Source organism: Stenotrophomonas sp. Ste86 (genome assembly GCF_024519465.1).
Taxonomy (GTDB): Bacteria; Pseudomonadota; Gammaproteobacteria; order Xanthomonadales; family Xanthomonadaceae; genus Stenotrophomonas.
Window position 1 is genome coordinate 34,157 of sequence record NZ_JALJRW010000003.1, and the last position, 22,901, is coordinate 57,057.

At 67.3% G+C, this 22,901-nt stretch carries 20 protein-coding genes; 13 read left to right on the forward strand and 7 right to left on the reverse strand.

The window, feature by feature from the left end:
- Positions 1 to 16 precede the first annotated feature (16 nt).
- Complete coding sequence (locus tag NR101_RS03960; protein WP_256776876.1) at positions 17 to 2,197, reverse strand: bifunctional (p)ppGpp synthetase/guanosine-3',5'-bis(diphosphate) 3'-pyrophosphohydrolase; 2,181 nt, start codon at positions 2,195 to 2,197, stop codon at positions 17 to 19.
- A gap of 125 nt (positions 2,198 to 2,322) precedes the next feature.
- Here NR101_RS03960 and NR101_RS03965 point away from each other — a divergent pair, with 125 nt between their 5' ends.
- Positions 2,323 to 2,847, forward strand: a complete 525-nt coding sequence (locus NR101_RS03965; protein WP_256776877.1) for a hypothetical protein — start codon at positions 2,323 to 2,325, stop codon at positions 2,845 to 2,847.
- Between the two features lie 53 nt (positions 2,848 to 2,900).
- Here the strand turns inward: NR101_RS03965 and hrpA are convergent, their stop codons facing one another.
- On the reverse strand, positions 2,901 to 7,004 hold the full coding sequence (hrpA, locus tag NR101_RS03970; RefSeq protein WP_256776878.1) for an ATP-dependent RNA helicase HrpA: 4,104 nt from the start codon (positions 7,002 to 7,004) through the stop codon (positions 2,901 to 2,903).
- Between the two features lie 96 nt (positions 7,005 to 7,100).
- On the opposite strand from hrpA, the gene NR101_RS03975 reads away from it, so the two are divergent.
- From NR101_RS03975 to NR101_RS04000, 6 genes are all read left to right on the forward strand, one after another.
- Positions 7,101 to 7,652: a Dps family protein gene (locus NR101_RS03975; protein WP_256776879.1), complete on the forward strand. Its 552-nt coding sequence runs from the start codon at positions 7,101 to 7,103 to the stop codon at positions 7,650 to 7,652.
- A 793-nt stretch (positions 7,653 to 8,445) separates the two neighbouring features.
- Entirely contained in the window at positions 8,446 to 10,248 is a 1,803-nt protein-coding gene (gene recQ, locus NR101_RS03980) for a DNA helicase RecQ (protein ID WP_256776880.1), read from the forward strand.
- A gap of 94 nt (positions 10,249 to 10,342) precedes the next feature.
- Positions 10,343 to 10,738 (forward strand): CopL family metal-binding regulatory protein, encoded by a 396-nt coding sequence (locus NR101_RS03985; protein ID WP_256776881.1) that lies wholly within the window; start codon positions 10,343 to 10,345, stop codon positions 10,736 to 10,738.
- A 104-nt stretch (positions 10,739 to 10,842) separates the two neighbouring features.
- Positions 10,843 to 12,636, forward strand: coding sequence for a copper resistance system multicopper oxidase (locus NR101_RS03990; protein ID WP_256776882.1), 1,794 nt, complete (start codon positions 10,843 to 10,845; stop codon positions 12,634 to 12,636).
- Entirely contained in the window at positions 12,633 to 13,712 is a 1,080-nt protein-coding gene (locus NR101_RS03995; protein WP_256776883.1) for a copper resistance protein B, read from the forward strand. Before NR101_RS03990 ends, NR101_RS03995 begins: the two co-directional genes overlap by 4 nt.
- A gap of 262 nt (positions 13,713 to 13,974) precedes the next feature.
- Positions 13,975 to 14,487: a GNAT family N-acetyltransferase gene (locus NR101_RS04000; RefSeq protein ID WP_256776884.1), complete on the forward strand. Its 513-nt coding sequence runs from the start codon at positions 13,975 to 13,977 to the stop codon at positions 14,485 to 14,487.
- A gap of 22 nt (positions 14,488 to 14,509) precedes the next feature.
- On the opposite strand, the gene NR101_RS04005 is transcribed toward NR101_RS04000, so the two are convergent.
- Positions 14,510 to 14,809, reverse strand: coding sequence for a zf-TFIIB domain-containing protein (locus NR101_RS04005; protein ID WP_256776885.1), 300 nt, complete (start codon positions 14,807 to 14,809; stop codon positions 14,510 to 14,512).
- Positions 14,810 to 14,972: 163 nt separating this feature from the next.
- On the opposite strand from NR101_RS04005, the gene NR101_RS04010 reads away from it, so the two are divergent.
- The 4 genes from NR101_RS04010 (at position 14,973) to NR101_RS04025 (ending at position 17,361) form a co-directional block, all read left to right on the forward strand.
- Positions 14,973 to 15,737 (forward strand): CPBP family intramembrane glutamic endopeptidase, encoded by a 765-nt coding sequence (locus NR101_RS04010; RefSeq protein ID WP_256776886.1) that lies wholly within the window; start codon positions 14,973 to 14,975, stop codon positions 15,735 to 15,737.
- A gap of 86 nt (positions 15,738 to 15,823) precedes the next feature.
- The gene (locus tag NR101_RS04015; RefSeq protein WP_256776887.1) at positions 15,824 to 16,225 is read left to right on the forward strand and encodes a response regulator; all 402 of its coding nucleotides are present in this window, start codon (positions 15,824 to 15,826) and stop codon (positions 16,223 to 16,225) included.
- A gap of 80 nt (positions 16,226 to 16,305) precedes the next feature.
- Complete coding sequence (locus NR101_RS04020; RefSeq protein ID WP_256776888.1) at positions 16,306 to 16,572, forward strand: hypothetical protein; 267 nt, start codon at positions 16,306 to 16,308, stop codon at positions 16,570 to 16,572.
- 123 nt (positions 16,573 to 16,695) lie between these two features.
- Complete coding sequence (locus tag NR101_RS04025; RefSeq protein ID WP_256776889.1) at positions 16,696 to 17,361, forward strand: DUF3011 domain-containing protein; 666 nt, start codon at positions 16,696 to 16,698, stop codon at positions 17,359 to 17,361.
- 40 nt (positions 17,362 to 17,401) lie between these two features.
- Here the strand turns inward: NR101_RS04025 and NR101_RS04030 are convergent, their stop codons facing one another.
- Together NR101_RS04030 and NR101_RS04035 are read right to left on the reverse strand one after the other, a co-directional pair.
- Positions 17,402 to 18,076, reverse strand: a complete 675-nt coding sequence (locus NR101_RS04030; protein ID WP_256776890.1) for an MliC family protein — start codon at positions 18,074 to 18,076, stop codon at positions 17,402 to 17,404.
- 80 nt (positions 18,077 to 18,156) lie between these two features.
- Positions 18,157 to 18,999 (reverse strand): alpha/beta hydrolase-fold protein, encoded by an 843-nt coding sequence (locus NR101_RS04035; protein ID WP_256776891.1) that lies wholly within the window; start codon positions 18,997 to 18,999, stop codon positions 18,157 to 18,159.
- 244 nt (positions 19,000 to 19,243) lie between these two features.
- Here NR101_RS04035 and NR101_RS04040 point away from each other — a divergent pair, with 244 nt between their 5' ends.
- Complete coding sequence (locus NR101_RS04040; RefSeq protein WP_256776892.1) at positions 19,244 to 19,399, forward strand: hypothetical protein; 156 nt, start codon at positions 19,244 to 19,246, stop codon at positions 19,397 to 19,399.
- A gap of 382 nt (positions 19,400 to 19,781) precedes the next feature.
- Here the strand turns inward: NR101_RS04040 and NR101_RS04045 are convergent, their stop codons facing one another.
- The gene (locus tag NR101_RS04045; RefSeq protein ID WP_256776893.1) at positions 19,782 to 20,672 is read right to left on the reverse strand and encodes an NAD(P)-dependent oxidoreductase; all 891 of its coding nucleotides are present in this window, start codon (positions 20,670 to 20,672) and stop codon (positions 19,782 to 19,784) included.
- A 285-nt stretch (positions 20,673 to 20,957) separates the two neighbouring features.
- Here NR101_RS04045 and NR101_RS04050 point away from each other — a divergent pair, with 285 nt between their 5' ends.
- A complete protein-coding gene (locus NR101_RS04050; RefSeq protein ID WP_256777709.1) occupies positions 20,958 to 21,557 on the forward strand; it encodes a DUF6058 family natural product biosynthesis protein in 600 nt (199 codons plus the stop codon).
- A gap of 122 nt (positions 21,558 to 21,679) precedes the next feature.
- Here the strand turns inward: NR101_RS04050 and NR101_RS04055 are convergent, their stop codons facing one another.
- Positions 21,680 to 22,561, reverse strand: a complete 882-nt coding sequence (locus NR101_RS04055; RefSeq protein ID WP_256776895.1) for a hypothetical protein — start codon at positions 22,559 to 22,561, stop codon at positions 21,680 to 21,682.
- Between the last annotated feature and the right edge of the window lie 340 nt (positions 22,562 to 22,901).

Here is a 22,901-nt window from a genome sequence, read left to right on the forward strand (position 1 = left end):
CGTGGGCCACGTGAGGTCAGCCTAGACGTCGCGCTTCGCTCACCCCGGGCAGAGCATCCAGCTTGCCCAGCAAGGTGGAGAGCTGGCCGTAGTCGCTGACCTTGAGCCGCAGCCGCAGGTGCGCGCGGCCACTGTTGCGTACGTTGTCGCTGTGGATATCCAGGACGTAGGCATCTTCCTGCGCGATCAGGTTGGTGATGTCCTTGAGCAGCCAGCGCCGATCGACCGCATCGACCACCACATCCACTTCATAGCCACTGCCGGCCTGGCCCCACTCCACCGGCAGGATCCGCTGCGGGCTGGTGGCCGACAGCCGCGCCAGTGCGGCACAGTCGGTGCGGTGCACGGTGACCCCACGGGCGCGGGTGAGGTAGCCGACGATCGGTTCGCCGGCCACCGGCTGGCAGCAGCGCGCCAGCTGCACCAGCAGGTTGCCCACCCCCTGCACGGTGAACTTGGATTTACCCAGGCTGTCGCGGCGCGCGGTCGGCCGGGGCAGCGCCGGTGCGGCCGGCTGGCTGGCCGCACGCTCGGCCTCGAGCAGCGCGCGGCTGACCTGGTTGGGTCCGGTGTCGCCCAGCGCGACCTGGATATACAGGTCATCGACACTGTCGGCGTGGAATTTCTTGGCCGCGATGGCCAGATCGGCATGTTGCAGGCCGAGGCGCTTGAGCTCGCGGTCGAGCAGGTCGCGCCCGGCCTGCACGTTGCGTGCGCGGTCGAGCTTGTGGAACCAGCCACGCACCTTTTCACGCGAACGGTTGCTGGCCAGGTATCCGTTGGAAACCAGCAGCCAGTCGCGACGCGGATCGGCCTCCTTGCCGGTCAGGATCTCCACGCGGTCGCCGCTGCGCAGCCGGTAGGTCAGCGGCACGATGCGGCCGTTGACCTTGGCGCCACGGCAGCGGTGCCCGACCATGGTGTGTACGTGGTAGGCGAAATCCAGCGGGGTGGCGCCCTGCGGCAGGTCCATCACCTCGTCCTTGGGACTCAGTGCGTAGACCCGGTCCTCGGTCAGCTCCGCATCCAGCGCGCCGGCCAGCTCACCGGCCTGGCCGTCCTGGGAATGCTCCAGCAGCTGGCGCATCCAGGTGATCTTCCGGTCAAAGGCCTTTTCAGCGCCCTTGCTGCCTTCCTTGTAGCGCCAATGCGCGGCCACGCCGAGTTCGGCCTGGGCGTGCATGTCGTGGCTGCGGATCTGCACTTCGATGGTGCGGCCTTCCGGGCCGATCACCGCAGTGTGCAGCGACCGGTAGTCATTCGCCTTGGGGCGGGCGATGTAATCGTCGAACTCGCTGGGCACCGGCGCCCACAGCGAATGCACCACGCCCAGTGCGGCGTAGCAGGCGGCCACGTCCTGCACCATGACCCGCACCGCACGGATGTCGTAGAGCTGTTCGAAGGCCAGCTTCTTTTTCTGCATCTTCCGCCAGATGCTGTAGATGTGCTTCGGGCGGCCACTGACCTCGGCGCTGATGCCCTGCGCCAGCAACTCGCGCGAGAGCACCTTCTTGACCGTTTCCACGTAGCGCTCGCGCGCCAGCCGGGTCTCGTCCACTTCGCGCGCGATGCGCCGGTAGGTCTCCGGTTCCAGGTGACGGAAGGCCAGGTCTTCCAGTTCCCATTTCAACTGCCAGATGCCCAGCCGATTGGCCAGCGGGGCGTGGATGTCGCGGGTCAGCTGGGCCAGCGCGCGGCGCTCTTCTTCAGGCTGGCGGTCGGCACCTCGCATGCGCGCCAACTGCCGGGCCAGCAGCACCGGCACCACCCGCAGGTCCTGGATGATCGACAGCAGCAGCCGGCGCAGGCCTTCGCTGTTGCGCCCGGCATCGCGCCCGGCGTGTAGTGCCCAGACCTGGTCGGCCGCATCCTGGCCTTCCAGCAGGCCGACCACGGCCGGTTTCAACGGCCCCAGCGGGAGGGCGTCCAGGCCGGCACGCAGCCACGGCAGGTCGAACAGCAGCGCGGCCAGCAAGGCGCTCTCATCGGCCGACAACAGCGCCAGCGCGTCCAGCGTATCGGCCAGCACCGACCAGCTGGCGTGCATCTGTGGGTCGGCCTCGGGCAGCTGCCAGCGCTGCAGCAGCGCCTCGCGCAGCGCAGGCGGCAGCAACGCCGCCGAGGGTCGGTTCAACAAGGCATCCAGGCCGGGGACAGAAGCGCGGTTCACAGCATCATGCAGGCAAGACAGAGGCATCTACACTAGCGCCGCGACCGCCTGCGGACAATCAAAACGCGCGTATCCGCGCGCATGAGCTCATGCCGCCCGTCCCCGAACGGTGCCGCTGGCCCTACACTGCGGCAAACCACCGGAGACCTGCCATGCGCTTTTCCCGTCTACGCTTGTTGGCCAGTGCGGCCGTCCTGTTGAGCATGACCGGCCCCGCGCTGGCACAGCGCGTGGTCGAGGGCGACCTGCAGCAGCAGATGTCGCCGGCCGAATTCAAGGCCGCCGGGCTCGACAAGCTCAGCCCGACCGAACTGGCCGCCCTCAATGGCTGGCTGCAGGGCAAGGTGGCCGCGGCCACCGCCGAGGTGCGCGAACAGGTCCGCGAACAGGCGCGCGAAGAAGGCCGCCAGGAAGTGATCGTCAAGAACCGCGGCTTCTTCGACTTCGGCAGCAAGGAACCAATCGCCACCACCCTGCCCGGCGAGTTCCGCGGCTTCGGCAAGGGCCGCAAGTACGTGTTCGCCAACGCGCAGGAATGGGAGCAGACCGACGACACGACCCTGTCGGGCGGGCGCAAGACCGACGCCGCGGTCGCGATCACCCCGGGCGTGGCCGGGGTCTGGTACATGCGCGTGGACGGGGTGAACATCCGCGCCAAGGTGCGCCGGATCAAGTAAGCCGGTGGACCGACCCGTTGCCCCGTGCCCCTACGGCACGGGGCATGGCCGGTTCAGGCCTGGCGCAACGCGGTCACGCGCTGGGCCAGCTTCTTGGCCGACACACCGGTTTTCGCGCCGAGTTCCTGCGCGAACAACGAGACCCGCAATTCTTCCAGGTCCCAGCGCAGTGCCTGCCATTGCGGGCGCTGGCGCAACCCGCGTGCCTCGCCCTCGGCCAGCGCATCCAGGAACGGTCGCAATTCCAGCATGCGCGCCTGGTCGCGCGGCGGATCGCGCTTGGCACGCTCGCTGCGCAGGATCATCGCGCGCAGGTAGCGCGGGTACTGCGCCAGGGCATCGGCCGGGGTATCGCGCAGGAAACCGGGATGTACCAGCGCCGCCAACTGCTGCTCCAGGTCGTCCAGGTTGCCGCGTGCCCAGCCCATCAGGGTCGATTGCAGCGATGGCTTGAGTTCGGCCACGTGGGCCAGGATGTTCTCGGCCAGTTTCAGCCGCGCCATCGCCTCGCCGAACAGGCCTTTGCCGGCCACGTCGCGGCGATGGGCGAACGTCGCCGGATCGCGGATATCGCCCAGGCCGTCGGCCAGCATCGCGTTCATCGCCGCATCGACCAGATCGCCGCGCAGGCGTTCCTGCGATTCGATCGCCGCGTACAGCAGGCCCGTCTTGGGCGGCACCGGCAACTGCTTGCGCGCTTGCTTGGCCTTGTCGGCCAACGCGATTTCAAGCAGGCGGCGCACGCCCAGTGGATGCCGTTCGGCCGCTTCGGCAGGGTCGGCGAAGATCCGCAGCGCAGCCGTCTCGCCTTCGTCCACCAGCGCCGGATAGGCCGGCACACCGGCTTCGCCAGGCACCTGCAGCGGGATCGGCGTGGTCGGAAAATCGCGCAGCCCTGCCACGGCCAGCGCGCGTCCGGCACGGGCGGCGAAGGCCTCGCCGGCCTGCCCGCCGAAACGTGCACGCAAGGCATCGAGGTCGCGCGAACTGGCCAGCAGCGTGCCGTTGGCATCGAACAGGCGCAGGTTCATGCGCAGGTGGGCGTCCAGCGCGGCGTCATCGAAATCGGTCGCGGCCACCTGTGCACCGGTGGCGCGCGAGAGGAAGCGCGCCAGTTCGCCGCGGATGTCATCGGCGCTCGGGTCCGGGAACGCCTCTGCAAACGCCCGGCCGAAGTCCGGTGCCGGCACGTAGTTGCGACGCATCGCCTTGGGCAGGCTGCGGATCAGTGCCGAGGCCTTGTCGGCAACAAAGCCGGGCGCCAGCCACGACAGCCGCGCCGCATCCAGCGCATTGAGCAGGTGCAGCGGCACGTCCAGGCTGACGCCGTCGTCCTCGCTGCCCGGCTCGAAGCGGTAGTGCAGCGCCAGGCGCGCGTCGCCCAGCGGCAGGTACTTGGGATAGCGTTCGGCATCGCTGCCTTCGCCCGGCAGCAGGTCGGCCAGCGACCAGGCAAGTGCGCGGCGTTTTTCCGGGGCCAAGCCCTTCCACCAGGTATCCAGCGCGGTGGCCGAGTGGATCTCCGACGGCACCCGGTCCAGGTACCAGCGCGCCTGCCAGCCTTCGTCGGCGACGATGCCGGCGCGGCGCAGCTTGGCTTCCTCCTCATGGGCCTGTGCGAGCACCTTGAGGTTGTCGGCGATGACGCTGGCACGGGTGTTGATCTCGCCGGTGACCAGGCCCTGCCGCACGAAGATGTCGTGCGCTTCGCCGGGCGCGATGCGGCCGTAGTGCACCGGTTTCTTCGGTGCCAGCACCAGCCCGAACAGACTGATCTGCTCCGAGGCCAGTACCTGGCCCTGGGCACGCGACCAGTGCGGGTCGAAGTGCTTGCGCAGCAGCAGGTGCGGCAACTCGGCGATCACCCAGTCCGGCTCGATCGCGGCATTGGTCAGGCCCCAGATTTTCTGGGTGTCCAGCAGCGTGGCGGTCAGCAGCCACGGCGGCGGCCGCTTGGCCAGTACCGATCCAGGGAACGGCAGGAAGCGGCGCTGGCGCGGGGCGAGGAAATCGCCTTTGTCGCTGCGGTGGCCGATCTGCGTGGGCAGGCCGGCAATCAGCGCGCGATGCAGGGTCTGGTAGGCGGCGGCGCGCACTTTGTCGCTGAAGCCACCGCGCGCCTCTCGGGGTTCGACCGCCGCCGCCGTGGCGGGCGCCGGCGCGGCCGGCGGCTCGCTTTTGCCTTCGCGGGCCAGGCGCGCGGCGCGATGCTGCTGCCCCCGGGTCGCCTTGACCTTGGCCTCGTCATCGCGCGCCGGGGCCGGCGCGGTCGAGCCGGCCAGCAGCGGTTCCAGCGCGGTCGCGGCGGGTTCTTCGGTCCAGCCCAGCTCCTCGCACAGCACGCGCAGCTGGCGATGCAGCTCGCGCCATTCGCGCATGCGCAGGAAGCCGAGGAAATGCCGTTCGCACCAGCCGCGCAGCTTGGATTGGGTGAGGTCCTCGTGGGCCTGGCGATAGCCATCCCACAGCCGCAGCACCCCAACGAACTCCGAGCGCCCGTCGGCAAACAACGCGTGCGCCGCATCGGCCGCGCCCCGGGCCTCCGGCGGGCGCTCGCGTGGGTCCTGGATGCCCAGGAACGAGGCGATCACCAGCATCGGCCGCAGGCAGCCCTGGGCCTGCGCGGCCACCAGCATGCGCGCCAGCTTGACGTCCACCGGCAGCCGCGCCATCTGGCGACCCACCGGGGTCAGGCGGCGCTCGGCATCCACCGCACCCAGCTCGCCCAGCTGCTGCCAGCCATCGGCAATGGCACGCTCGTCGGGCGCTTCCAGGAACGGGAAATCCTCGATCTGGCCCAGGCCGAGCTGCAGCATGCGCAGGATCACCCCGGACAGGCTGGAGCGGCGGATTTCCGGATCGGTGAACTCCGCCCGCGACTGGAAATCCGCCTCCGAATACAGGCGGTAGCAGATGCCTTCGGAAACACGTCCGCAGCGGCCCTTGCGCTGGTTGGCGCTGGCCTGGGATACCGCTTCGATATGCAGCCGGTCCAGCTTCTGCCGCGGGCTGTAGCGTTTGATGCGGGCCAGGCCCGGATCGACCACGTAGCGGATGCGCGGCACGGTCAGCGAGGTTTCTGCCACGTTCGTGGCCAGCACGATGCGACGCTTGCCGCCCGGGTTGAACACCTCGTCCTGGTCCTTGACCGACAGCCGCGCATACAGCGGCAGCACTTCGGTCTCGCGGTACTTGCGCCGTTCCAGCGCCTGGTGGGCGTCGCGGATCTCGCGCTCGCCGGGGAAGAACAGCAGGATGTCGCCCCGCGGATCGATCCGGGTGATTTCATCCACCGCCGCCACGATGGCCTCATTGACGGTGCGTTCGCCATCACGACCGCCGTCCGCGTCGCCGCCGCCTTCGCCTTCCAGCGGGCGATAGCGCACGTCCACCGGGAAGGTCCGGCCTTCGACGCTGATCACCGGGGCATCGTTGAAGTGTTCGGCGAAACGCGAGGTGTCGATGGTCGCCGAGGTGACGATCAGCTTCAGGTCCGGGCGCTTGTGCAGCAGTTGCTTGAGGTAGCCGAGCAGGAAGTCGATGTTGAGGCTGCGCTCGTGCGCTTCGTCGACGATGATCGTGTCGTACTGCGAGAGCCAGCGGTCACTGCTGATCTCGGCCAGCAGGATGCCGTCGGTCATGAACTTGATGCGGGTGTCATCGCCGACGCGGTCGGTGAAGCGCACCTGGTACCCCACGGTGGTGCCCAGTTCGGATTTCAGTTCCTGCGCCACACGCGTCGCCACGGCGCGTGCGGCGATCCGTCGCGGCTGGGTGCAGCCGATCATGCCGGCCACGCCGCGACCGGCGGCCAGGCACAGTTTGGGCAGCTGGGTGGTCTTGCCCGAGCCGGTTTCGCCGGCGATCACCACGACCTGGTGCGCGCGGATCAGCGCGGTGATCGCCTCGGCTTCACGCGCAATCGGCAGTTGCTCGTCCAGAGTGATGGCCGGCAGATTCCGCGCACGCGCTTCACGGCGCTGCACCGACGCCTGCAAGGCCTGCTCGAACGCCGCCGCCAGACCCGCATCGCCCGGTTTGGCCCGCCAACGCGAGAGCATCCCCAGCAAACGACCGCGGTCGCGGCTCATGGCCCCGTTGATCGCGGACTGCTGCTGGGCCAGGCGTGCTGCATGTGGTTTTTCGATAGCGCTCATCAATCGATTCGTTTAGAACTTTTGTTTACTACTGAAAGGGTAGTCTGATCTATTGTGAAGGCCATCCGATTCATCCCATCCATAAGGAGTTCTCCCATGGCGAAGACGACCAAGACCCCGGCAAAGACCAAGACGGCCAAGCAGCAGCTCGGCGCGGCGGCCCCGTCGGCCCCGAACATCGATATCGGGATCAAGGAGGGCGATCGCAAGAAGATCGCCGATGGACTGTCGGCCTTCCAGGCGGACGCATTCACGCTTTACCTGAAGACCCACAATTTCCATTGGAACGTGACCGGGTCGATGTTCAACTCGCTGCACACCATGTTCGAGACCCAGTACACCGAACAGTGGGCGGCCCTGGATGACGTCGCTGAACGCATCCGTGCACTGGGCTTCAACGCCCCGGGCTCCTACCGCGAATTCGCCGCCCTGACCTCGATCGCCGAGGAGCCGGGCCTGACCGACAGTGCGGACTGGCGTGAGATGGTACGCCAGTTGGTCACCGCCAACGAGGCCGTGTGCCGTACCGCCCGCAAGGTGCTGGACGTGGCCGACGACGCCGACGACGCCCCGACCGAAGATCTGATGACCCAGCGCCTGCAGACGCACGAGAAGTATGCGTGGATGTTGCGGTCTTTGTTGCAGTAAGGGTTTGTTGGCGCGTTTTTCCCTGCGCGCGGCGAGGGTCCGCCCCCCTTGCCGGGACACGCCGTAAACCCATCCCTGGGGGCTCGCGGGCGCCATCCATGGCGCCCGACGGTCCCGGCAAGGGGGGCGGACCCTCGCCCGGAGAGATGTGCACCCAGCGGTTGGGAAGAGAGAAAAGCATGCAGAACAGGCGCCCGGTGGCGCCTGTTCTGCGTTATGGGTCCTCTTTTCCTGGATTGAATACAAAATTCTGGACCCGGCCTCGGCATTGGCGCCGCACTTTGCCCTCTGATCTTGGCCGTCGGCTCTGGACCTGGCCCTACCTCCTGCCTTTGCCCTTTGCCCTTTGCCCTTTTCCCTTTGCCCTTTTCCCTTTGCCCTTTTCCCTTTGCCCTTTTCCCTTTGCCCTTCGCTCTTGGCCCTTTGCTCTGGTCCAACTCCAACTCCAACTCCGACCCACATTCGCCTTCGCCCCACCCTCCCATCCGCACCAGCCAACTGTCGGGGCGTGGGGTGGGTGGGTTGGCGGGACCGTGTGTTGCCATGGATGGCAACACCGAGCCCCCATGGATGGGTTCAAGGCGTGTCCCGCCAACCCACCCACCCCGCGCCAACCACCAGCAAGGGAGCCATGTGACTCGGCTTTGGACTCGGCTTCGGACTCGGCTTCGGCTTCGGCTTCGGCTTCGGCTTCGGCTTCGGCTTCGGCTCGGGAAGCCTACGGGCAAAGCCCTACCCACCGATCCACTGTTGGCGGACCCGGCCAGACCGCCCGGCGGGGTAAACTAGTCCGATGTCTTCCCGCCCCGCGCACGACCTGCTCAGCCGCATCTTTGGTTACGACGAATTCCGCGGTCCGCAGCAGGCGATCGTCGAACATGTCGCTGCCGGCAATGACGCGCTCGTACTGATGCCCACCGGCGGCGGCAAGTCGCTGTGCTACCAGGTGCCCTCCCTGCTCCGCGACGGCACCGGCATCGTCATCTCGCCGCTGATCGCGCTCATGCAGGACCAGGTCGAAGCCCTACGCCAGCTCGGCGTGCGCGCCGAATACCTCAATTCCACCCTCGATGGCGAAACCGCTGCCCGGGTCGAACGCGACCTGCTGGCCGGCGAACTGGACATGCTCTACGTCGCCCCCGAACGCCTGCTCACCGGACGCTTCCTGTCGCTGCTCTCGCGCAGCACCATCGCCCTGTTCGCCATCGACGAAGCCCACTGCGTCTCCCAGTGGGGCCACGACTTCCGCCCCGAGTACCGCCAGCTCACCGTCCTGCACGAACGCTGGCCCGACGTCCCGCGCATCGCCCTCACCGCCACCGCCGACCCGCCCACCCAGCGCGAAATCGCCGAGCGGCTCGACCTCACCGGCGCCCAGCACTTCGTCAGCTCCTTCGACCGCCCCAACATCCGCTACACCGTCGTCCAGAAAGACAACGCCAAGCGCCAGCTGCTCGACTTCCTCAAGGTCCACCGCCAGGAAGCCGGCATCGTCTACTGCATGTCGCGGCGCAAGGTCGAGGAAACCGCCGAATTCCTGTGCAAGGAAGGTCTCAACGCCCTCCCCTACCACGCCGGCCTGCCCGCCGAAGTACGCGCCGCCAACCAGCGCCGCTTCCTGCGCGAGGACGGCATCGTCATGTGCGCCACCATCGCCTTCGGCATGGGCATCGACAAACCCGACGTCCGCTTCGTCGCCCACACCGACCTGCCCAAGTCCATGGAAGGCTACTACCAGGAAACCGGCCGTGCCGGCCGCGACGGCGAGCCTGCCGAAGCCTGGCTCTGCTATGGCCTGGGCGATGTCGTGCTGCTCAAGCAGATGATCGAGCAGTCCGAGGCCGGTGAAGAACGCAAAAGCCTGGAACGCTCCAAGCTCGACCACCTGCTCGGTTACTGCGAATCCATGCAGTGCCGCCGCCAGGTACTGCTCGCCGGCTTCGGGGAAACCTACCCGCAGCCCTGCGGCAACTGCGACAACTGCCTGGTCCCGCCCGACGCCTGGGATGCCAGCGTTGCCGCGCAGAAGGCACTCAGCTGCGTCTACCGCAGCGGCCAACGCTTCGGCGTTGGCCACCTGATCGACATCCTGCGTGGCGGCGAGAACGACAAGATCCGCCAGTTCGGGCATACCGAACTGAGCACCTACGGCATCGGCAAGGACCTCGACGCCCGCACATGGCGCAGCGTGTTCCGGCAACTGGTCGCCGCAAGCCTGCTCGAAGTGGACAGCGAAGCCTACGGCGGCCTGCGCCTCACCGACGGCAGCCGCGAGGTGCTCAAGGGCCAGCGCAAGGTCATGATGCGACGGGAGAGCCCCAAGACCCGCGAACGCGACCGCAGCGGCCAGCGGACCGGCCTGTCCGTGCTGCCCGAGGACCTGGCCCTGTTCAACGCGCTGCGCAGCCTGCGCGCCGAACTGGCCAAGGAACAGAACGTGCCGGCCTTCGTCATCTTCCACGACAGCACCCTGCGCAACATCGCCGAACAGCGCCCGACCAGCATCGATGCCCTGGGCCGGGTGGGTGGCATCGGCGGCACCAAGCTGGCCCGCTACGGCGAGCGGCTGGTGGATATCGTCCGCGAAGAAGGCTGATGCAGGCACGCGCCCCGACGGAGCCGTCTCCAGACTTGAATATCGCGTTCAGCCGCAGGTGCAGGCGCGCCGGTTTGGCGCTAGGGTAAGCCGCATGTCCGCCGGCTCCCTCCTCCTGCGCGTGGTCCTGATGCTCAGCCTGTTGCTCAACGGGCTGAACGTGGCCATGGCCGCACCGATGGCGTTGGCGATGGCGGCCCCGGTGGCCGCCGCACCCGCGCCGCCCTGCCACGGTGACGCCCCGGCCCCGACGCGCCACCACGATCACACCGCCAGCGTCGCCGATGGCGCCGCCGCGCAGGCGCCGCACGACGGCGATCACTGCAAGATCAAGGACTGCCTGCGCAACTGCGCGCAGCACCCCAGCCTGACCGCGGCGATCAGCTGGATTCCCAGCCCGCCGCCGTTGTCGCTGGTACCGACCAGCCCCACGCGCCCGTCGCTGCCGACGCCGCCGCTGGACCGCATCACCCGCCCCCCGATCGCCTGATCCGGCGCTCATCGCGAGCGCCTGTGCGATGCGATGCCGTGCACGCCGTTGCGTGCGCGGTGTGACGGCACCCGTGTGCCATTCGGATCCGATTCGGAGTTGCAATGTCTTTCCCCAACACACCCGGCCCGGGCAGCCTGCCCATGCCGTCGCGCCGCCTGTTCGTGCAGGGCGCCGCCGCCGGTGGCGTGGTCGCCGGCCTGGTCGCCAGCGGCCTGCCCGCGCGCGCCTTCGCTGCCGCCGGCCCGGCCGTGGCCGGCGCCCCGCAGGTCCTCAGCGGTCCTGATGTGCAGTTGCGCATCGGTGAATCGCTGGCCAATTTCACCGGCCGCACCCGCCCGGCCATTACCGTCAACGGCAGCCTGCCCGCGCCGATCCTGCGCTGGCGCGAGGGCGACACCGTCAACGTGCGCGTGGCCAACGCGCTGCAGGGCCACCCCACCTCGATCCACTGGCACGGCATCCTGCTGCCGGCCAACATGGACGGCGTGCCCGGCCTGAGCTTCAACGGCATCGCCCCCGGCGAGGCCTACCAGTACCGCTTCACCCTCAAGCAGTCGGGCACTTACTGGTACCACAGCCACTCGATGTTCCAGGAACAGGCCGGCCTGTACGGCGCGCTCATCATCGACCCGTTGCAGCCAGCGCCGTACCACGTCGACCGCGAGCACGTGATCCTGCTGTCGGACTGGACCGACATGGACCCCGGTGCCCTGTTCCGGCGCATGAAGAAGCTGGCCGAGTTCGACAACTACTACAAGCGCACCCTGCCCGACTTCCTGCGCGATGTGCGCAAGGACGGCTGGGCGGCGGCCACCGCCGATCGCGGCATGTGGGGCCGGATGCGGATGACCCCCACTGACATCTCCGACATCAACGCGTATACCTACACCTACCTGCTCAACGGCACCGCCCCGGCCGGCAACTGGACCGGGCTGTTCCGCAGCGGCGAGAAGGTGTTGCTGCGCTTCATCAACGGCGGCTCGATGACCTACTTCGATGTGCGCATCCCGGGGCTGAAGATGACCGTAGTCGCCGCCGACGGCCAGTACATCCACCCGGTCAGCATCGATGAATTCCGCATCGCACCGGCCGAGACCTTCGACGTGATCGTCGAACCTACCGGCCAGGACGCGTTCACGATTTTCTGCCAGGACATGGGCCGCACCGGCTATGCGGCCGGCACGCTGGCCGTCCGCCACGGTCTGCAGGGGCCGATCCCGGCGCGCGACCCACGGCCACTGCTGACGATGAGCGACATGGGCCACGACAGGGGCCATGCCTCGAACGGCATGTCGGGGCACGACATGAAGGGCATGGAAGGCGGCTGCGGCGCCAACATGGGCCACGCCGCGCACGGCGGCACCGACAAGACGCCCCGGCACCCGCCCAGTGAGAAGGGCAACCCGCTGATCGACATGCAGAGCATGGCCACCGCTCCCAAGCTCGACGATCCCGGCATCGGCCTGCGCGACAACGGCCGCACCGTGCTCACCTACGCCGCGATGCACAGCCTGTTCGACGATCCCGATGGCCGCGAACCCGGCCGCGAGGTCGAGCTGCACCTGACCGGCCACATGGAAAAGTTCAGCTGGTCCTTTGACGGCATCCCGTTCGCCAGCGCCGAACCGCTGCGCCTGAACTACGGCGAGCGCATGCGCATCGTGCTGGTCAACGACACCATGATGCAGCACCCGATCCATCTGCACGGAGTATGGAGCGACCTGGAAAACGCCGACGGCGCGTTCCAGCTGCGCAAGCACACCGTCGACATGCCGCCCGGCACCCGCCGCACCTATCGCGTGCGCGCCGATGCGCTGGGCCGCTGGGCCTACCACTGCCACCTGCTGTACCACATGGAAGCGGGCATGATGCGCGAAGTGAGGATCGAAGAATGAGCCGTTCTCCGATTGTCACGAGGTCGATCCTGACCAGCGCGCTGCTGCTGGCGCTCTCCGCCCCGGCGTGGGCGCAGTCGCACGCAGGCCATGCCATGACGCCGCCGCCCGGCACCGATGTGCCGACGGTCGATGAAGACACGGTGGATCACGCCAGCATGGGCCACGGCCAGATGGACCATTCGAAAATGGATCACGGCGCCATGGACGACGGCCGGATGGACCACTCGAAGATGGATCACGGCAGCATGGATCACGGCCAGATGGATCCTGCGCCGACCCGCCACGGTGACGCCGATCATTCGACGATGGACCACGCCGCGATGGGCCACGGCCCGGCCAAGCCACTGGCCCCCGACATCCCGCGGGAACCGATACCGACGGTGACCGATGCCGACCGCATCGCCGCCTTCCCTGCGATCGAACACGGTGCGATGGAACACCCGCCCGAGATCCACAGCATGCTGCTGGTCAACCGGCTGGAGCACTGGGACGGCAAGCACGGCAACGGCCAGGCCTGGGAAGCCAGCGGCTGGGTCGGTGGCAACATCCACCGGGTATGGCTGCGCAGCGAAGGCGAGCGCAGCGGTGGACGCACCGACTCGGCCAACCTGGACGTCCTGTATGGCCGCAGCGTGTCGCCGTGGTGGGACGTGCTGGTCGGTGCCCGGCAGGAACTCGGTCGCGGCGATTCGCGCACCTGGGCCGCGGTCGGCATCCAGGGGCTGGCGCCGTACAAGTTCGAGACCTCGGCCACGGCCTATGTCGGCCAGGGCGGTCAGGTCGCCGCTACCGTGGAAGTGGAATACGAGCTGCTGCTGACCAACCGGCTGATCCTGCAGCCGCTGGTGGAGGCCACGTTCACCGCCAAGGACGAACCGCGCTATGGCAACGGCAGCGGCCTGAACAAGGTCGAGGCCGGGCTGCGCCTGCGCTACGAGTTCAACCGTCGCTTCGCCCCGTACATCGGCATCAGCCATGAACGCCTGTTCGGCGATACCGCCGATTATCACCAGGCCGCCGGCGAACGCGCCCGCGACACCCGCTGGGTGGCCGGCGTGCGTGTCTGGTTCTAAGCCAAAAAAAGATCCCGGGCGCGGCGGGCGCCCGGGATAACAGGGGTCGTGCATGCCGGATCCGACGGGCCCATCCGGGGCGTCACAGGCTGCCGCGCGCGGCGCGGTCGTCGCCTGTCCGACACCCGGGCGCCTTGCTCGTTGGCTGTCCCGGGTAATGATGTGATGCGCGGGAAAGCAGGTTCCGCCATTCCGCCGGTGGTTTTCGCTCCCGTTGGCCGCGATGGCGTACGCTGCCGGGCCATCCACTGCGCCTGCGCCCATGTCCCTGCAGATCCGCCGCGCCACCCCCGCCGATGCCGAGGCCGTCTCGGCGATCGCTGTCGCCACCTATACCGAAACCTTTGGCGATTCGTATCCGCCGCAGGATCTGCAGGCGTTCCTGCACGACCACTACAGCGCGGGCCCGCAGCGACAGGAGCTGGCGGATCCACGCAGCGCGGTGTGGCTGCTGGAAGACGCCGGCCAGGCCGTGGGCTATCTGGCGGCGGGTGCCAACACCCTGCCGCATGCCGATGCAGTCCCCGATGATGTCGAGCTCAAGCGCCTGTACGTGCTGGCCAGCCATCAGGGTGGCGGCCATGGCGCGCGGCTGATGGACGCGTTCCTGCAGTGGCTCGATGAACCGCGACGCCGCACCCTGTGGGTGGGCGTGTGGTCGGAGAATTTCGGGGCGCAGCGCTTCTATGCGCGCTACGGCTGTGTGCAGGTCGGCACGTACGACTTCGTGGTCGGCGACAGCCGCGACCTGGAGTTCATCCTGCGCCGGCCCTGATCGACAGGCCCGGCGCGCCGGCTCAGAAGTCGAACAGGTCCGACAGGAAACTCTCTTTTTTCTTCTTGCGGTAGCCCTGCTGGTCACCGTACTGCTGCTGACCCAGATGGCGGGTATCGCGATGCTGCACCGCCGGCGACGGTGCCTGCGGCGGCGCAACGGCGGCACGCACGGGCGCGGCCGCATCGGTGGAGCGCTCGATGATCTTGTCCAGCTCGCCACGGTCCAGCCACACCCCACGGCACTGCGGGCAGTAATCGATTTCGATGCCCTGGCGCTCGGACATCACCAGCGCCTGGGTCTTGCATACGGGGCATTGCATCGTTGTGCATCCTCATCCTGTTCCAGCCCCGACTGTACCTGCATGTGGATGACTGAAACGCAACACGCCAAGGCCATGACCATCGGCACCGGGACTTCCGGCGCGCGCCCCTGGCCCGACGCCGGGGCAGACTTTCCCCCTGACCACAAGGATCGTCGCCGCCATGCCTTCATCCACTTCGCCCCGAGGGTGGGCTTCGCTGCTGGCCCTGTTGGGCGTGGCCATCGGCCTGAACCTGCGCGATCTAAGTGCCGCCGCCGGCCTGCCCATACCGCGCCTGCCGATGCCGTTCGGCGGCAGCCTGCTCGACAACCTGCTGGCGGTGCTGACGGCCGTGCTGCTGGCCGCGCTGCTGAAGCCGCGTGACCTGCCGCTGGCCGACAGCCTGGGCCTGCGCTGGCACGGCGCACGCGGTCCGGTGCTGGTGCTGCTGGCCACGCTGCCGTGCTGGATCGGCCTGGCCGCGCTCGGCCGGCTGGACACCGCACCGGCGCCGCTGACACTGCTCATGCTCGCGTTCGTGTTCCCACTCGCCGAAGAAATCCTCTACCGCGGCCTGGGCTTCATCTTCCTGGTGCGGGTACTGCACTGGCCGGCCTGGCTGGCGGCCCTGCCACAGGCGCTGATGTTCGGCGCCGTGCACTGGCTGGGTGCTGGCGGCCTGGACGGGGGCGCCACCGCCCTGCAGATCCTGGCATTGATCATCGTCGGCGGCCTGGCGTTTGCCTGGTTGAACCATCTGGACCGGCTCACGTTGTGGAGCGGCCTGGCCCTGCACATTTCGCTCAACCTGGCCTGGAACCTGTTCATCCTCGATGAGGCGATGGCACTTGACTGGAAGGTCACCGCGCTGCGCCTGGCCGCCGTGGCAATGGCCGTGCTCACCCTGGCCTGTTGGCTGCGCCCTCCCGCGCAGGCTGCGCGTTAGCCAGCCGCCGCGTGCACGATCTCCTCACCGCGGCCCCCCGCATAATTGCGCGCCCTTTCCGCCCCAGCCCCAAGGAACACCGCGTCATGTTGTTGTCCAAGCGCCACGTCGCACCACGCGTGCTGTTGATCGAAGACACCGAAGACACCCGCGAGCTCAGCCGCATGGCGCTGGAAAGCCAGGCCTGCGACGTTGCCGCCGTGAGTTCGGCCGAAGCCGCGCTGGGCCTGCTGCTGGCCGGCGAGCGATTCGACCTGGTGTTCACCGATGTCTGCCTGGGCGGCCTGAGCGGGATCGACGCGGCCGAGCGGATCAAGGCGTTCCAGCCCAGCCTGCCGGTGCTGGTCACCTCCGGGCTGGACCCGGCCACGGTCACCGCGCGGCTGCGGCCCGGCATCCATTTCCTGCCCAAGCCCTATTCCATGAGCGAACTGCTGGACGCCATCCGCGCCTGCTTCGGCGACATGGAAACCGGGCAGGCCGCCTGAGGCGCGCACCCGATCAGTCGCGAGGCTTATAGCTCTTGTTGCCTGACGGCGTCAGGCAGTAACGGCCGCCACGCGGGCCCGTGCACAGCAGGCCTGCGCTGCACGGACAGCTGCCCGCCGCGGCCGCCGGGGCCGAGGGTGCGAACCGCGCGCCGCTGGCATTGCCTGCGGCGCTGCACACCTTCTTCGAGGCACTGATCGAGCCATCGTTGCAGACAAACTGGCCTGCCGCGCAGTGCGAGATCCCGCCCTTGCCACCGGAGCAGGGCGTGTTGCCCGCGTGCGCAGCCGCGCTGGCCATGCAAGCCAGCACTAAAAGCCAGGCCATGACGCCGCGTCGTCCGTGACCCACCATCCCGGCCCCCTGTGGCCACCGCAGCGTTGTGCCGCGGGGAAAGCCTACGCTTTCATCCGGTTTTCATCCATGGATGGCATCGTTTGCATGTGCCCTCTCCTGCCGGAACCGCACCATGCAGACCCGCCTCCTGCTGACCGCCCCCCTGCTGTTGGCCGCCGTGCTGTCGGACGCGCGCGCCGATGACTTCGTCACCTGCGAAAGCCGCGACAACCGCTACCAGTCCTGCCCACTACCTCGCGCCGGCTATGTCACCCTGGACCGCAAGCTGTCCGGCGCCGATTGCCGACAGGGCCGCAGCTGGGACTACGACCGCCGCGAGGTCTGGGTGGACGATGGGTGCAGAGGCTCGTTCCGCGTCCACGACGGTGGCGCGCGCCACGATGACGACGACCACGACAACCACGATGCCAAGGTTGCCGCCGGCGTCCTGGTCGGCGCGGCGATCCTGGGTGCGTTGGTGCACAACGCGAACAAGCAGGACGACCGCTACAGCGACGATAACTACCAGGGCGCACGGCATACCTCGTACGTGCCCAGCTGGATGACCGGCGAGTTCGAGGGCTACAACCCGATCTACGGCGCCGACATCCGCATGCGCATCGACAATGACGGGCGCATGTCCGCGCAGGCGCGCGGACAGAATCTGTCCGGCTGGGTCAACGGCGGTCAGCTCAATGTCGGCGGCAGCGTGTTCGACGTCAGCCAGAGCCGCGATGGCTTTGTCACCACCGAAGTTGGCGACCGGCAGAACGAAGTGCGCTACCGCCGCGTGCGCTGACGACGGCCGACGGTCGCCAGGAGACCGCCGGCCACACGCGTCACCCGGCGGCCTTGCAGCTCATCGTGGTGCCGTAGAAATCCAGCGTGGCCTCACCCTGATGTTCCCAGAACTCCACGCCCTCGCGGGTGTAACGGCTGCCGCTGGCGGCCTGGGCCGGGAAGACGATCGCCTGGTCCCTGCCCCAGCTGACCACCGCCGCCTGCGGATCCAGTTCGTTGTAGAACACCACGCTCACCGGCTTGCTGGCGTCGTCGCACTGGTACTTCACCGGCGTCGGTGCGGGCACGCCGCCACTGCCGATGTTCAGTTCAACGATCCGGGTCTGGTAGGACTCGACCAGGCAGCGGTGGCGGTCCACGGCCTGCCAGCAGGCATCGCGCCCTTTCACCCAGCCGCGCTGTTCGGCCGCGATATCCAGTTCGTCCGGGCTGGTCTGCACGCCCTTGTAAAGGGCCGCCAGTTGGCGGTCCAGCGCGGCCAGACGGGCATCACCACAGACCAGCTTCTCCGACTCGGACTGCGCCTTGGCGCAATCGAACGACGGCGGCTGCAGGGTCGGCTCGGCCGCCGTCGCGGGGGGCGTGGTGGTCGGCGCGGGCGTTGTTGCGGCGGTGTCTGGCGCGGGTGCGGGCGTGGCGGTATCGGACGGCGCAGGTTTGGAACAGGCCGCGAGCGCAAGCGCCCCCACCCCAAGCAGGACGAAACGGTTCATGGCACCTCCAACATCAGTGAGCAAAAAGACGTCCTATTGTGCGCCCCGCAAGGCCAGCGTGGTGTGCACGATCGCCTCGTTCAGGGCCTGGACGGTGCAGGTGGAAACAGCACGCGCAGTGCCTGCAACGCGGCAGGATGGTAGAGGGTCTGGTGCGTTTCGGCGGGCATCGGCAGGTAATGCACGCGTACACCGGGCACCTTGCCGCTCACCTGCGCGCTGAACCTTGCACTGGCCCTGGCAATGTCGGGCTGGCTGCTGCTGGCCACGAACAGCTGCTTGCCTTGCGTCGCGTGCGCGGTGAGCAACGCCACAGCGTCATCGGCCAACTGTCCACGGTTCCACCACAGGCTCGGATCCAGCGCGATGTAGCTGTCGAACAGATCCGGCTCGCGCAGCAGGGTTTCCACCACGAACAGCCCGGCCAGCGATTCGCCGATGATCGCGGTCTCATCCGTGGTTGCATAGCGCTGGTGTACCTGCGGCATCAGCTCGGTACGCAGGAAGCGCCGGAACGCGCTCGACCCGCCCACGCGCGGTGCGATCTTCCGATCCTCCGGCACGTCGGTAGGCCCGGTCATGTCGCGGCGACGCTCGGTGTTCTCGATGCCGATCAGCAGGAACGGGCGCATGCCCGCATTGCCGACCAGCACCTGGATCAGGCCGGCCACGTGCAGGAAGTCTTCGCCGATCCCGCCATCGGGCATGTACAGCACCGGCAGCGGCTGGCCTGCGGGCACGTTCCAGGCGCTTGGCCGGTAGACCGTCATCCGACGGGTTTCGCCCAGCACCTTCGAGTCGAGGGTGAAGGTCTCTCCGATCACCAGCGGCATGGCGGTGGACGCGCCTGCAGCGATGCCACGCTCGCTAGCGTGCGACACCGATGCCAGCACCATCAGCATGCAGAACAGCGCAAGGCGCATTGGGGTCCGCCGCGCGCTACCTCTCAGGAATCCTGACACCTGTCGCCTTCGTTCATCGCATGGCCCATGGCCGGAACCGCATTATGCGCGACCGCATTCAGCCCGACGTTGCCGTGCCGCAACAATGAATGGCAGGCCGTGTCACGCACGGCGCTAACCCCACCCTCATGCACGTGCGACCGCTCCGTAACACCACCAGGTCCAGTGTGGATCGCACGACATCACGTCGTAATGGAGCAATGCAATGTCCAACATGCAGAACAACGAAAACAACGTGCAGAAGAATGCCGCCGCCCAGACTGACCAGCAGAAGGAGCAGGAGCGCAAGGACACGCTGGCCAAGCAGCAGAAGCAGGAACAGGGCAACAAAGACACCAGCAAGAATCCGCAGCAGAAGTAACGGATGCAGCTGCAATCAGGGTGGGGCTGCGCGACAGGCGCAGCCTCGCAGTGGCCGGTGCGTCATCCCGGCAATGAAACATTTATCATGCGACGACCTCCTCGCCGACCTCCTATACGTCGCGCCTGCGTATGTCGCCCAACGCGGCATGCAACTGATCATGATGCCTGCGCGTATCGCGCACCATTATCTCGACCATATCGCGCGTGCCCTCGGGTAACGGCCCGTCCGTAGCGGCAGCATCGCGCGCTTGAATCAACCGGTTCTCAATGCATGACCTTCGCTCATGCCTTCGCTCGTGCCTTCGCGCATGGATGCAACCGCACGGCAAGGCCGACATCGCAGTTGTGTAGCGCGCCGCGTCGAGCGAATGATCACCGCCTTACTCCATCACACAGACCTTCTCGCGCACCGGCTGCGGCAACACCTCGATAGAGCGCGCCTCCAACTGTGCCAGGATCGCTTCCGGGCCACGCTGGCTTCGCCAGCCCAAGCCGATGCTGGCCGCACTGGCATCATGGATGCGATCCACCACCGGCAGCGTCCAGCCACGACGGTCGTATTCGGCCAGCCACTGCGGGCAGCGCCGCGCCAGCACCGCGCGGGGGTCGCTGACCAGGCGCTCGCAGTCCTCCGGGCCGAACGGCGTCCACCCGCTGGCGATATAGCGCTGGAACATCGGACCGGTGTTGTGCAGCGCGGCCGCATGCGCATCGGCCACGTCGCGCACATCGATGCCACGGTGCAGCCGGTACAGCAGCAGGCGCTCGGGGATTTCCGGGAAGCAGCGCGACATCCGGATCACCCGCACCTGAAAGCCCGGACTGGCGGCATCTTCAAGCCAGTGTTCGGCCGCCAATTTGGAGCGGTGATAGACCGTGCGCGGCAGCGGTGGGGTGCGTTCATCGATCCAGGTGCAGCGGCCCGGCACGATCGCATGCCCGTACAGCGCCGTGGTGCTGGTGAAGACGAATCGACTTGCCCCGGCCTCGCGCGCCAGCATGGCCAAGGTGCGCGTGCCTTCCACATTGACGCGGTGAAACTCGCTGTCCGGGACCAGCCCGACATGCGGCGCATGCAGCGCCGCCGAATGAATGACCGCATCCACCCCGACCAGCGCGCTGCGCAGGGCCCGCGCGTCGGTGATGTCGGCCACGTGCCGGGTGGTATTGAACGGGTTGCGGTCGAAGCCAACCACCTCGTGCCGTGCCGCGAGCGCGCCGAAGATCGCGCGTCCGACCCGGCCAGAACTTCCTGTCAGCAGAATCTTCACTGTGTGGCACTTGGTCAGCGCCCGGGAGCTACCGGGATGGCTCGATTGTAGCCATAGTCGGTGCCGCTGGACCAAGGCCCCGGCGGCTCCGACAGGAACGCGCACGTAGACGCCAGAACGATCAACACAGGCGGCCTCCGTACCCGGGCTTGGCGCGATCACCCTGTTAGGGAAGCGTCGTACCATGCTGGTGTCTGCCGGACGCAATGAGCGCTCCGGCGTCCTGCACGCTCAGCCCACGATGGAACAACGATGACACTAAAGGCGTATCTGCACGATCACTTCGTGGACAAGGCCGGGTTGGCGGCACTGGCCGGCACCTCCGTCGAGCAAGTCGATGCGTTGGTGATGGCAGGTGCATTGCCCCACCCGACGTACGTCTGTAAGCAAGGCACGATCCGCTCGGCTGCGTTCGGCGTCATCCCGACCCGCGAAGTGCTGGAGGGCGCCTACTTCCGTCCCGAGTACACGCGATGGGTGCAGATTGCCCTGCGAGCGACGCCCGGCGACGAACGCAACGCGGTGATATCGACGTTGACCAACGAGTTGCGCGATGCCCTGCAGACATGGTTCGAGGACCCGAACGAGGTGGAAGCAAGAATCCAGGCGCTCCTGCCCCACTTCGCCAGCGGTACGTTCGGCCTGTGTGTGTCGGACCCGTCCACCGGTGCCGGCATCGTGCGAAAGGAGGTTCTGCAGGAGAAGCTCATTGCCCTCACCGGTGACGGCAGCGATCCCGCACCGTCGGACGTGTCCCCCACGGCGCTGCTGCAGCTCATCGATGACTATGCCCGCGCGGCGATGCCCTTCTCGCCGGCAGAGTACGCGCGCAGCAGCAGGAAGCGGCTGGTGGACGATCTGCGGCCACGCGTCGCCGGCCGCTGACGGGCCACGCGCGTGCGGGCGTCGAGCTTGGGCCGATTCGTTAAGCGGTGTTTCGACGCAAAGAAGGCCGCCCATTGGGCGGCCTTCTGCTTGATGGACCCCAGTACCCAACGCACGTGGCGCTATCGAATCCTGTATTCGACCGCGCACGTCTTCGCCGCAGCGGTTCCGCTACATGTGATGGCTTTCACGGAGCCGCCAGACGGCCCCGAGGACGTCATCGTGGCACCGAGCGACGCCATATGCGTCGCCATGCGCGCTAGATTCTCGCCACCATGATCCGTCCACGTCCCTTCGACTCCCTGAAGGTCAGAGGGGATGAACTGCCCGGCGGCAGTTCGCTCGCTACCCTGCTCGGATTCGCCATTCTGATGCTCCGGATTGACGGCGATCATGACAAATGAGCCATCCTTGAAGATGACCTTGAACATAGGCCTGGCGAGGTCGCGAAAGCCGGTGTCGTTGGCGGCCAGCCGCGGCAGATCGGTTGCCGCCGTCAGCCCATGGCCCCCGACAACCTGGGAGATGACATTCACATTGCCCACCGCCGACTCAACCATCCCTCGCAGGTTCTGGTCTCGCACGTAGTCGTACGCCGTCCTGGAGCGCGCGTCCGGATTGAGTCCAAGCATGTCAACCGGGACAAAGTACGTGGGTCGCAATGTTCCGCCGACTTCCACACTCCCCCCATTACCCCGGCGTATCTGTTCAACTGCAGGTGCTGGCGGTGTTTCCCGTTGCACCACCGGTCCTGCAGAACGTACGGCACGCGTAACTTCACCACCACCAGCATCGGTGCTGTCGTGGCCCACGTAGTACTGTTGAATCATATTCGCACGCAGGTTGTAGACCAGGTGCGTACCCGCCCCCATCTTCACCGCTTCAGCACGGAAGTCCCGGTCGACTCTGCAGGTGTCACAGCGAATCGCGGCAGCCCCGGCGTCCCCTGTGGCGAGCCCACATCCAATCACAGCGGCCACCCCAAACCACACGATCCTGAGCACGCATCTCTCCTGATGGCTTCGCCGTCTTCGATCACAGCATCTCTCTACGGCTAGCCCAAGTCACGCCGGCTTCCTTAGATGGCCTCGATACTACCGCTCTGCTTCCGTCCCAGGATGTAGGAATAGTCTGGTAGCAGTGGCAATGTGCGCTGGATTGGTGCGTGACTTCGCGATCCTCCGCCGCCAGCGTGGCGCCAGGCCGAGCAAACGGGAGGGTGGAGCCACTTGAGTGCCCGGCAATTATCCCGGAGACACAAAAAAGGCGCCCATCGGGCGCCTAAGTTGTTGATGCAATTGGTGGGCCGTGATGGATTCGAACCATCGACCAAAAGATTAAAAG